Below are 12,912 nucleotides of genomic sequence, written 5' to 3' on the forward strand. Positions count from 1 at the left end.
TCAACCATGCGGGTCGCGACCGGCTGCCGTCGCCGCCAGCTCCGCATCGGCCCGCTCGGCGTCGACCCGCTCGGCGTCGACCCGCTCGGCGTCGACCCGCTCGGCAGCCGCCTCGGCCCGTTCCGCCTCGGCGGCGGTACGGGTGCCGAAAGCCAGCACCGCGAACACCGCGATCACCACCATCGTCGCGCCCACGACGGCCAACGCCACCTCGATGCGTGCGGCGTCCAGCAGGAAGCCCGCGAACAGCGCGCCGATCGAGTTGGCACCCGAGGAGAGCAGCGTGAAGATCGAGCCGGCCCGGCCGCGCAGCTCGTCGGGAGTCGTCCTGAGCAGGTACAGCATCCCGGCCACATTGCCGATCCCGGCGCCGTAGTTGATCAACGCCAGGATCACACTGACCGCCACCAGCCCGGGTGCCACGACCAGCAGCGGCATCAGCACCGCCCACACCACGTGGATGCCGATCATCATCCGGCGGATGCCCCACCGGCGCAGGTAGGCGTTACTGGTCATCGCGCCCGCCATGCCGAAGACGCTGTTGACCGCCAACAGCAGACCGACCGTCGCGGGCGTGCCGTCCCGGTCCTTGACCAGCACCACCAGACCGAGGCCGAGAACCTGGAAGAGGATGTTGCTGGCCGCGAAGAGACACAGCGCCCGACGCAGGTAGAGCTTGCCCCAGATGAAGACGACACCTTCCCTGATCTGGGCGATCAGCCCGCCCGCCCCGCCGCGCGACGGCCGGGGCGCCCGCAGGTCCCGTCGGACGAACAGCAGGGTCACCAGCGAAATCAGGTGCACCCCGGTGGCGAACAGGAACGGTGCGAACCGGGCCACGGCATAGAGCACGGTGCCGGTCGGCTGACCGAGGATGCTGGCGGCGTTGGCCCGCGACTCGTTGGCCGCCATCGCCGCGCCCAGTTGGTCGCGGGGCACCACGGCACACACCGCGGCTCGTTCCGCCAACGCGTAGCAGATGCCGAGGGTGGCCTCCAGGAACGCGACCACCATCAGGTGCGGCAACCGCACCGCGTCGAGCAGCACCACCGCCGCCACGCTGCCGGCTCCGAGAACGCGGCCGGCGGTGCAGACCAGCATCGTCGTACGCCGGTTCCACCGGTCGACCAGCGCGCCGGCCGGTAGCTGAGCGACCAGGTTCGGCAGCAGCGCGGCGAAGGTGACGAGGCTGGCTGCGGTGGCCGAACCGGTCGACCAGTAGACCAGCAGGGTGTAGCCGATGGAGGTGGCCCGGGCGCCGAGCGCGGAGAGCCCCGAGCCGGTCCAGAGCAACAGGAAGTCCCGGTTGCGGGTGAGCCTCGCCGCGCGGCGGGCGGGTCTGCCCGGCGGCTCGAGGACCGTCACCGCGTCGTCCCAGCCGCGCGCGATCGGCACCACTCAAGCACCGCCATCGCGCTGTAGAGCTTGTTCTCCGCCTGACCGAACGCGATGCTCGCCGGCCCGTCGAGTACCTCCGAGGTAACCTCCTCGCCGCGATGCGCCGGCAGGTCGTGCAGGAAGACCGCGTTCGGGCTGTGCCGCCAGAGGTCCTGTTCGACCCGGAACGGGGCGAAGACCTGACGCCAGTCCGGGTCCGGCTTCACGGTGCCGGTGGTCTGCCAGCGGGTGGTGTAGATGGCGTCGAGATCGCCCGGCAGGTCGGACATGTGGCACCGCTCGACGATGCTCGCCCCACTGATCCCGGCCTGCCGGATGGCGTCGGCCAGGATCTGTGCGGGCAGGCCGTAGCCGGGCGGGGTGCGCAGTTCCAGTTCCACGCCCGGAAACCGGGTGAGCGCCAGGGCGAGCGCGGTGGCCGTGTTGTTGGCCTCCCCCAGATAGAGCAGGCGCAGCCCCTCGATCCGGCCGAACTGCCGCAGCAACGTGGTCAGGTCGGTCAGCGCCTGGGTGGGGTGCTCCTCGGCGCTCATCGCGTTGAGCACCGCCATCCGACTCTGGGCAGCCCAGGCCCGCAACTCGGCCGGGTCACCGGCGGTGCGGGCGACCAGCACGTCGAGCATGCCGGACAGCACCCGGCCGGTGTCCTCGCTGGTCTCTCCGGTGTTGGTCTGCAGGTCCTGCGGGCCGTACTGGATCACGCCAGCGCCGAGTCGCAGTGCCGCGCTGGTGAAGGCGGTCCGGGTGCGCGTCGAAGTCTTGAGGAAGCAGACCCCGACCACCTGCCCGGCGAGCGGGCTGCCGCACTCCCCGGCGGCGAACGCGGCGCCCCGGGCAACGATCGAGTAAAGGTCCCCATCGGTCAGGTCGCGGATCGACACCAGGTGCCGCACCTGCCGGACGGTGGGGTCGGTGACCGTCGCGGAGACGCTCGGCAAGGTCGTCATCACATGTCCTCCGTCCGTGTGGTGTTCGACATCAGCAGCGACATGACCTCGTCGCCCGCCTCGCCGTTGGTCAGCAGCACCAGCCCGGCCCCGTCCGGAACCCGACCAGTGGTGAGCGCCCGGTAGCCGGCGATGTGGCCCCGGTGGGTGAACTCCACGTGCGTTTCAGCGCTCCCCTCGATGCGGTCCACCATGCAGCCGAGCCCGAAGACGCCACCCGGGCCGGCGGTCAGTTGCGCCATCACCAGTTCCTGGCTGAGCAGTGCCCGCTCACCCAGGTAGGCGAGCTGGATCTCCCTGGTCAGCGCGGCCAGGTCGGTAGCGGTGGTCCAGAGGCCGGCTGCCGCCAGGTCCGCACGCACCTCCCAACCGTGTGGGTGCGGCTCGCCCCGTTCGTCGTGCCCGGCGGCCACCGGCCGGCCGGATGTCTCCGGGAAGCTCTGGTCGAAGCTGCTGCCGGTCATCCCCAGTGGTGCGAAGACCAGCTCGGCCATCAGGTCGGCGAAGGGTGTCGCGGTGACGTCCTCCATGAGCTGCTGGACCACCACGAAGTGGCTGTTGCGCTCCACCGCGACCGGGTCGGGCGCGTCGAGCGCCCGCACCGGGCCGGTGGGCACGCCACGGCCGAGCAGCAGGTCCGACAGCGGCGGCACCGGACCGCCGCGCAAGCCTCCGGTGCTGCCCGTCGATGTCAGCCCGGCGACGTGGCTGAGCAGTTGCCGCAGACTCACCGGCCGGTCGGCGGGCAACTGCCAGGCCTTGAGGTACGCGTTGACGTCCGCGTCGAGCTGGAGTGCTCCCCTGTCGACCAGGGCCAGCGCCCCAACCGCCGCGACCAGCTTGCTGACCGAGCCCACCTGGAAGATGGTCGCCGGGGTCACCGGGGCGTCACCGCCCGCCGTGCAGTGCCCGACAGCAAGGACCTGCACCAACTCGCCGTCCGCGAGCACGGCCAGCGACGCGCCGGGCACCCGCGCCTCGGCGAGCAGCGGAGCGACCTGGGGCAGCGGAGCGACCTGGGGCAACGGCGCGATCCGGGGCAGCGCCACGGCTCGCGCCGCACCAGCCCTCGGGGCCGGACCGGCCGGGGTGAGCCCGGCGGCGAGGTCGGCCAGCGGTTGGTCCAGCATCGCCTGTTGCAGGGTGAGCGGGAGGCCGGCCTGCCGGGCCGCGGTGACCACGGGCACCACCAGCAGGGAATGCCCGCCCAGGGCGAAGAACCGGTCCTGACGACCGATCCTCGGCACGTCCAGCACCTCGGCCCAGATGCCGGCGAGGATGGTCTCGGCCGGACCCTGCGGCGGGGCGATCTCCGCCTCCGTCCGCAGTGGCACCGCCGGCAACGCCCGCAGGTCCACCTTGCCGTTGGGATTGAGCGCGATGGTGTCGACCGACACGAAGGCCGCCGGGACCAGGGCGGCGGGCAGCCGCCGGGCACAATGCCCGGCCAGATCTTCGGCACCACCCACGTGGTACGCGATCAGCTGGTTGCCCCCGCCGGGCGCCGGGTGGGCCAACACCGCCGCGTCGCGTACGGCGGGATGTTCGAGGAGCACCGCGCGGATCTCGCCCGGCTCCACCCGGTGCCCACGGATCTTCACCTGGTCGTCGATTCGGCCGAGCAGGTCGAGCTGCCCGTCCGGCAACCAACGGCCGCGGTCACCGGTGCGGTACAGCCGGGAGCCCGCCGGCCCGTACGGGTCGGGCACGAACCGGACGGCGGTGTGTTCGGGCCGTCCGGCGTACCCCCGGGCCAGTTGCGGCCCACCGAGGTAGACCTCGCCGACCGCGCCGACCGGCACCGGATTCAGCCGGGCGTCCAGCACATAGGTACGCATCCCGCCGAGCGGCCGACCGACCGGCGCGACCTGGCCGGTGAGCGTGCCGGTCACCGGGTAACGGCTGACGGCGACGGTCGCCTCGGTCGGTCCGTACTCGTTGAGCAGGACGGTCCGCGGTGCGAGTTGCTGCCACCGCGCGCAGGTCCGCGCGGTGAGCGCCTCGCCGCCGAGCACCAGCACCGGGGTCAGCGCGGCTGCCTGCTCGCTCGACAACTGCCCGGCGAGCAGGTCCAGATGACTCGGGGTCAGCTTGACGAAGCTGAACGGCCCCGCCTCGGCCAGCCGCGGGCCGAGTTCGTCCAGCCCGGCGTCGGCCGGCATCAGCCACAGGCGCTGCCCGGCAACCAGCGGCGCCCAGATGGTGGTCACCACCATGTCGAAGGCGACCGAGGAGAACAATGCCGCGCCACCCGCCCGGTCGGCGACGAGCTCGTCCACCGCCCAGTTCAGGTAGCCGGCCAGACTGCGGTGGCTGACCTGCACGCCGTTGGGCCGTCCCGTCGACCCCGACGTGAAGATCACGTACGCGAGCTGGTCCGGGTCGGTGCGGCCGGGTGGCTGCTCGTCAGGGCGGGCCGCGATCGGCCCCGCGTCGACGTCCAGCAGCACCCGGTCGACGCCGGTGAACCGGTCGGCGTAGGCGGTGCTGGTGACCACGACGGTGGCCCCGGCCTGGGTGAGCATGGACGCGATCCGCGCCGCCGGGTACGACGGGTCGATCGGCAGGTACGCCCCGCCCGCCCGCCAGATGCCCAGCAGGGTCGTGACGAGGTCTGCACCCCGGTCGAGCAGCACCCCCACCACCCGCTCCGGTCCGACGCCCCGCTCCTGCAGATGCCAGCCGAGCCGGTTCGCCGCCGCGTCGAGGCCGGCGTAGCTCAGCTCACCGACCGCCTCCGCGTCGCCCGCGGTGGCAGCCCTATCCCGCACCAGGTCAGGCACCAGGCCGTGCTCCGGCAGTTTCTCGTCGGCCGCCTCGGCCCAGGCCACCAGCACGTTGTGCCGTTCCGCCTCGGGCAGCCGGACCGCGCGGGCGTCGCCGTCCGGGTCCGCCACCATCGCGGCGAGCACGAGCCGGTACATCGCGGCCATCCGTTCGACCTCGGCTCGCTCCAGGTGGTCGCTGTCGCTGCTCAGCTCCAGGTGCCCGGCGACCGCGGAGACGGCCAGGGCGAACTCCGAGCTGGCGGCGGCGTACCGGGGACCTGCATCGACGTGCTCACCGACCACCTCGTCGAAGTCGAGGTAGCTGAAGTAGACGTCGAGCAGGCGGGTGCCGGCGACCGCCGGCCGGATCGCCGGCGCGGGGTAGCGCCGGTGCGGCCACATCTCGACCTCCGTCGCGTGCACCCGCCGGACCAGTTCGGTCCAGGTGGCGGAGTCGCGTTCGTACGGGAACGGCAGCGTGTTCAGCGACATGGCGTACACCCGCTCGCTGCCCGGCATGTCCGGCCGGGTGTGGCAGACCAGGCCGCTGTAGAACCGGGGCTCGTCGGTGAGCTGGCCGAGCACCGTCAGGTGCGCGGCGTGCAGCACCGCCTTGAGCGAGACCCGCGCGGCGGAGGCCAGCGCGCGAAGGCCCGGCTCCAGGTCGCGGAACGGCACCCGGACGGTGTGGGCGGTACGCGCCTGCGGCGGCGCCGTGGGCCGCCAGCCGGTGGGGAAGGTGAACTTCGCGCACCGGTCCATCAGGTCCTGCCAGTACCGCCGGTCCGCCGCGGATTCCAGGGCACGACGTTCCTCGGCGATGAAGTCGGCGAACCGCACCTCCGGCAGGGGCTCCGGCTCAGGCCCGGCCCCGACGCGCATCGAGCGGTAGCGGTCGAGGATCTCCGCGACCAGCGCGTGCAGGCTCCAGCCCTCGACGACCACATGGCAGATCGTCAGCACCAGCCGCCAACTCCGGTCGGTCTCCCGGCAGACGGCGAACCGCAGCAGCGGCGCCCGCTCGACGTCGAACGGCGACGCGTACTCCACGGCGACGAGGCGGCGCAGCTCGGCCTGCCGGTCCTCCTCGGACAACCCGCGCAGGTCGTGCGGCACGACCGGCACCCGCACGGCGGGATGCACCAGCTGCATCGGCACCGAGTAGCCGGTCGGGTCCACCGCGGAGCGCAGCACCTCGTGCCGGTTCACCACGAGGTCCACCGCCTCGCGCAGCGTCGGCAGGTCCAGCGGGTCTTCCTCACGGACGAGGAAGGACGCCACGTTGTGGTAGTGGTTCCAGCCATTGTCGGCCAGCATCTCCAGCAGCATGCCGAGCTGCACCTGGGACAGCGGGTACGCGTCGGTGAGGCCGTCCGGCAGCAGCGCCCGGTCCGGCGCGGACACCAACTCGAACGGCTCCACCGGGCGGTCGACGTGCACCGGTCCGGTGCGATCGACCAGCGCGGCGCAGAGCCGGGAAACGGTCTGCAGGTCCATCACGTCCGCGACCGAGACCTCGAAACCGGCCGTCCGCAGCGTGCTGGCCAGCACCAGCGCCTTGATCGAGTGGCCACCCAACTCGAAGAAGCCGTCCTCGACGCCCACCGCCGGCAGGCCCAGCACCTGCGCCCAGATCCCGGCGACCCGTTCCTCCAACTCAGTACGCGGACCGACGCTGGCCCGCCCATCGCCGGGATCGCCGTCCTGCGGCGCGGGCAGTGCCCGCCGGTCGAGCTTGCCGCTGTTGTTGCGGGGCAACTGGTCCAGCGTCACGAAGACCGACGGGATCATGTAGTCCGGCAGCGTCCGGGCCAGCGCCACGCGAAGCTCGCCGGTGCTCGGCCGCTGACCGGGCGCGCCGGCCAGATATCCGACCAGTCGTGGGTCGCCAGCGGTGTCCTCGCGCAGGACGACCGCCGCCTCGGCGACCTCCGGCAGCGCGGCCAGCGCCGTCTCCACCTCGCCCAACTCGATCCGGTAACCACGCAGCTTGACCTGGTCGTCGAGCCGGACGAGGAACTCCACGCTGCCGTCGGGCAGCCGGATCCCCTGGTCGCCGGTGCGATACATCCGACTGCCGGCGGGGCCGTAGGGGTCGGGCAGGAACCGCTGGGCGGTCAGCGCCGGTTGGTTCAGGTAACCCCGGGCCACACCGTGCCCGGCCAGGTGGATCTCGCCGGGCACACCGAGCGGAGTCGGGTGCCCCTGCTGGTCGAGCACGTACATGCGCACACCGGCCAGCGGACGCCCGATCCGGCTGCCCACCCCGGCAGCGAGGTCGGCGCGGGTGACCCGGTGATAGGTGGAGTAGACCGTGGTCTCGGTGATCCCGTACATGTTGACGAGGGCGATCCGGGCCAGTCCGAGCCGATCGACCCACGGGGTGAGTTCGGCGAAGTCCAGCCGCTCGCCGGCCAGGACGACCGCGCGCAGCACCAGTCGCCGCAGCCGCTGGTCACCGTCGGCGGCCAGCCGGCCCAGACCCCGGAAGGCCGTGGGGGTCTGGGCCAACAGAGTCACCTCCTGCTCCACCAGCAGGTCGAGCAGGTCCTCCGGCACCCGGGCCACCGCCGGCGGCACCACCACCAGCCGGCTGCCGTGCAGCAGCGCACCCCACAGCTCCCAGACCGAGACGTCGAAGGCGTACGAGTGGAACAGCGCGACGACGTCGGTATCGTCGGTGGCGTAGTGCTCCTGCGTGCTGTCGAGCAGCCGCAGCACGTTGGCGTGGCTGACGCAGACACCCTTTGGGCGGCCGGTCGAGCCGGAGGTGTAGATGACGTAGAGCGGATCGTCGGCGTCGTTCACCGGGGCCGGGTCGGTCTCCGGCTGGCCGGTCAGGTCGGTGCGGTCGAGCAGCACCAGGTGCCCGTCGTAGCCGGCCAGTGCGTCGGCGTGGGCACTCGTGGCGACCACCGTCCCGGCGCCCGCGTCGGCGAGCAGATACGCGATGCGCTCGGCCGGCTGAGTCGGGTCCAGCGGCAGGTAGGCGGCACCGGCCTTGAGCACGCCGAGCAGTGCGGGCACCAGGTCCACGCCCCGGTCCAGGCAGACACCGACCACCGTGCCCCTGCCCGCACCGGCGGTCCGCAGCTGCCCGGCGAGCCGGTTGGCCTGCGCGTTCACCTGCGCGTACGTCAGCCGGGTCGGGCCGGCGACCACCGCGACCGCGTCGGGTGCGGCAGTCACCCGAGCCTGGAACAGCTCGACCACCGTGCCGGTCACCGGCTCCTCGACGCCGGTGTCGACCACGCCCAGCAGCCGCTCCCGCTCGCCACCGGGCAGGTGGACCGCCTGCGCGTCACCGGCCGGGTCGGCGACCATCGCCGCCAGCACCGCCCGGTACATGCCGGCCAGCCGCTCCAGATTTGCCCGGGAGAGCACGTCGCTGCGGCTGGAGAGCTGGTAGTTGCCCCGGTGCGCGAAGACCGACAGCTCGAACTCGGTGGCACCGTCGCCGGCGCTGCCGACGACGACAGGCTCGGTGCCGGTCGCGGTCGCCGACTGCCCGGCCCGGGAGAAGTCCTGGTAGTTGAAGAGCACCCGCAGCAGCCGCTGACCACTGCCATGCTGGATCTCCGCCAGCGGGAACCGCCGGTGGGGCCAGAGGTCGACCTCCCGATCGAAGACCGCCGTCACCAGGTCGCGCCACGTCCGGGCGGTGCGTTCGTAGCCGAACGGCAGGGTGTTGAGATACATGCCCTGCACCCGGTCGGCCCCGAGCACCTCGGGCCGGGCGTCGCAGACCAGCCCGGCGTGGAAGCTCTGTTCGGTGGTGAGTTGACTGAGCACCTTCAGGTGCGCCGCGTGCAGCACCGCCTTGACCGAGACGCCGGCCTCGGAGGCGAACCGTGCGACGGCCTCGTCCAGGTCGGCGACGTCGACGGTGGTCGAGATGGCGGTCGGATCGCCGGGCTCACCCCAACCCGCGGGCAGCACGAACGGGCTGCGCCCGTCGACCACCGCACGCCAGTAGTCCCGGTCCTCGTCGGACGCCAGCGCGGACAGCTCGGCGGCGATGAAGTCGGCGTACCGCACCGCCGGCTGTTCGGTCTCGGTCGGGCTCCGCCCGTCGGCCAGGTCGGCGTAGACGGCCAACAGTTCGGCGAGCAGCTGTGCGGTGCTCCAGCCCTCGGTGACCGCGTGGCAGATGGTGAAGCTCAGCCACCAACTCGCGTCGCCGTCCTGGTGCGCGGCGACGCGCAGCAGTGGCGCGACAGCCAGGTCGAAGGGGGTGGCCCGCTCGGCCGCGACGAACTCCTCGAAGAGTCGCACCTGCTGATCCGCCGGCACGTCCCGACCGTCCACGACGGTCACCTGCGGGGTTACTTCGGCGTGTACGAGCTGCATCGGCACCGAATAGCCGGTCAGGTCGAACGAGGTGCGCAGGATCTCGTGCCGGGCGACGACCGTCGCGACGGCGGCCCGCAGCGCGTCGGCCGAGAACGGCCGCCCGTCGCGGACCTGGTGGGCGATGACGCTGTGGTAGGCCGCCCGGTCTCCGCTGGTGGCCAGCTCGACGAGCATGCCGAGTTGGGTCTGTGCGGCGGGGTAGGCGTCGGTGAGGCCGGCCGGTAGGGCGTTTCGGTCCGCGTCTCCCAGCAGCGCGAACGGCGCCACCGGGACCCACGAATCCTCGACCCCACCCAACGACGCCGCCAACCCACGCACCGTCCGGAACGCGAAAACATCCCGCACACTCGTCGGATAACCCGCCGCCCGCAACGCCCCCACCAACGTCACCGCCAGCATCGAATCACCACCGAGATCAAAGAAACTCGACTCGACACTGACCACGTCACGACCCAACACCCGCGCCCACACCGCAGCCACGGCCCGCTCCACCACCGACACCGGCGCCACAAACACACCCACCGGCTCATCCGTCACCGACGGCAACGGCAACTGCCGCCGATCCACCTTCCCATTCGGATCCACCGGCACCACATCGATCACCACCAACGTCGAAGGCACCAACACCTCCGGCAAGACCCCCCGCAACACCTCCCGCACACCCACCACATCAACACCCGAACCCACCGGCACCACATAACCGGCCAACACCCGCCGACCATCCACCTCCACCACCGCCGCCACCGCATCCCGCACACCCACACAGGACCGCAACGCCGACTCCACCTCACCCAACTCCACCCGAACACCACGCAACTTCACCTGCGCATCCAACCGACCCAGGAACTCCACCGTCCCGTCCGGCCGCCACGCCACCGCATCCCCAGTCCGATACAACCGCGACCCCACCGACCCAAACGGATCCGGCACAAACCGACCCGCCGTCAACCCCCCAGCCCGCAAATAACCCCGACCCACACCCACACCACCGACAAACAACTCCCCCCGCACACCGACCGGCACCATCGCGAGGTCTTCGTCGAGGACGTAGAGCCGCAGATTGGGGTGCGGTCCGCCGAGGGGCACCCGGGTCAGCTCGGCCAGGGCCTCCGGGTCGCACCGCCAACTGGTGACATCGACCGCCGCCTCGGCGGGCCCGTAGGTGTTGTGCAGTTCGCAGTCGGGCAGCGCCGCCAGGAACGCCCGCGCCACGTCGACCGGCAACTCCTCGCCGCCGACGCCGACGGAACGCAGCGAGGTGCACCGCTCGATGCCCTCGGCGAGCAACGCCGACACCATCGCCGGGACGAAGTGGGCGGTCGTCACCTGCTCCGCGATGATCAGATCGCGCAGGTACGCGGGGTCGCGGTGCCCACCCGGCCGAGCCACGACGATCCGCGCGCCGGCCGACAGCGCGGCGTACACCTCGGCCGGCGAGACGTCGAAGCCGATCTCGGTTTTCTGGAGGACGACGCCGTCCGGGCCGATGCGGTAGACCTCCGGCAGTACGTGTTGGGTTCGGTTAACGAGGCCGGCGTGGGTGACCACCGCACCCTTCGGCCGACCCGTCGACCCCGACGTGTAAATCACATAACACGCGTTCTCCGGCCCCACCACCGCCGGCACATCCTCAGCAGACTCACCCGCCCACAACCCCGGCCGATCAACCAACACCACCTCAGCCGCCAACTCCGGCAACCCCGACACCAAACCCGACGACGTCACCACCACCGACGCCCCCGCATCAGCAACCATCAAACCCAAACGCTCAACCGGATAACCCGGATCCAACGGCACATACACACCACCCGCCTTATGCACCGCCAGCATCGCCACCACCTGCTCCACCGACCGATGCACACACACACCCACCAACACTTCGGCACCCACACCCACCGACCGCAAATACCGAGCCAACCTGTTCGCCGCCGCATTCAACTCCCCATACGACAACGACACCCCACCATCACAAACCGCCACCGCCCCCGCCCGAACACCCACCTGCGCCTCAAACGCCGAAACCACCACCCCCGACACCCGCACCACCGCACCCACACCCGCCCGCGACAACCACTCCGCCTCACCAGACGGCACACACACCACCCGCGAATCCCCACCCGGATCCGCCACCATCGACTCCAACACCACCCGAAACATCCCCGCCAACCGCACCAACCCCGCCGCACCAAACACCCGCCCATCAGCGACGAGACGGATCACGGTCGGGCTGGCACCGACGGACAGGACGAATTCGGTGGCGGCCACGTCGCTGGCGACCCGCCCGGCAACGGCCTCGTCGGCGTGCGTGGTGTGGCCATCGGGCGTCGGCGCGGCGCCCGGCCCGTCCGCGCCTCCCCTACCGGACGGGTCGGTACGAGGTTCGGTGTAGCCGAAGACGACGTCGATCGGGTGCGTGTCGATACCCGTCAACCGGCGCACCGCCGGCAACGGGAACCGCCGATGCGGCCACAACTCCACCTCACGGTCGAACACCGACCGCACCAGACCACGCCACGAACCCTCACCCCGCTCATGACCGAACGGCAACACATTGATGTACATCCCATGCACACGCTCCGCACCCCGCACCTCCGGCCGCGCATCACACACCAAACCCGTGTGAAAACGCCGCTCATCGGTCAACTGACTCATCACCTTCAAATGAGCCGCGTGCAGAACAGCCTTGACGGGTACGCCGAGGCTGCTGGCGAGCTGGCGCAACGCACCGTCCAGGTCGGCGATGTCCACCTCGGTGCGGCACACCTGCCGTGGGCCGGAGTCGGTCGCCGGGGTGCCCGGCAGGGTGAGCTTCGGCGTACCGGTCACGACTTCCCGCCAGTAGGCGGCGTCGGTCTCGGAGTCGAGCGCCGAGAGTTCGGCGGCCACGAAGTCCGCGTACCGGACGGCCACCGGTTCGGCCGGCGTCGGCTGCTCGCCGCGCTGCCGCCGGTGGTAGCCGTCGCGCAGGTCTGCCAGCAGGAGGTTGAGGTCCCAGCCGCCGGTGATCAGGTGGCTGACGGAGACGGTGAGCCACCAGGCCCGATCGTCCTCGCGATGGACAGCCACCCGCAGCAGCGGCGGCGGCGTCGCCAGGTCGAACGGCCGGTCACGCTCGGCGGCGACGTACGCGGGATGGCCGGTCGCCTCGGCATGCACCGCGACCGGCACCTGCGCCTCGGCGTGCACGAGCTGCATCGGCACCGAGTAGCCGGTCAGGTCGATCGAGGTGCGCAGCGTGTCGTGCCGGGCGACCAGCTCGGCGAGGGTGGCGCGCAGCGGCTCGACGTCGAAGGGCAACTCGTCGTGCACGCGCATGGTGTGCACGATGTGGTACGGCGTGGCGGTCTCGTCCTTGGCGATCTCCACCGCCATGCCCACCTGGGCCTGGGTCGCCGGGTAGGCGTCGGTGAGGCCGGCCGGTAGGGCGTTTCGGTCCGCGTCTCCCA

General features: G+C 71.5%; 3 protein-coding genes (1 of these 3 only partly in view). All 3 read right to left on the reverse strand.

All coding sequences use genetic code 11. The features are described from left to right. Tightly spaced (each overlapping or abutting the next), the 3 genes in view from OG505_RS14580 to OG505_RS14590 form a layout consistent with a single transcriptional unit that may run on beyond the window. The gene (locus OG505_RS14580; protein ID WP_405433844.1) at positions 1–1,395 is read right to left on the reverse strand and encodes an MFS transporter; all 1,395 of its coding nucleotides are present in this window, start codon (positions 1,393–1,395) and stop codon (positions 1–3) included. Further along, the gene (locus tag OG505_RS14585; RefSeq protein WP_405433845.1) at positions 1,362–2,345 is read right to left on the reverse strand and encodes an ornithine carbamoyltransferase; all 984 of its coding nucleotides are present in this window, start codon (positions 2,343–2,345) and stop codon (positions 1,362–1,364) included. The genes OG505_RS14580 and OG505_RS14585 overlap by 34 nt, the downstream gene beginning before the upstream one ends. Beyond that, positions 2,345–12,912, reverse strand: partial view of an amino acid adenylation domain-containing protein gene (locus OG505_RS14590; RefSeq protein ID WP_405433846.1) — the final stretch only. 12,715 nt of this gene lie beyond the right edge of the window; the window shows 10,568 of its 23,283 coding nt (coding positions 12,716–23,283); the start codon falls outside the window, past its right edge; the stop codon is at positions 2,345–2,347. Before OG505_RS14590 ends, OG505_RS14585 begins: the two co-directional genes overlap by 1 nt.

Origin of the sequence: Micromonospora sp. NBC_00617, assembly GCF_045161355.1 — a bacterium.
GTDB lineage: Bacteria > Actinomycetota > Actinomycetes > Mycobacteriales > Micromonosporaceae > Micromonospora.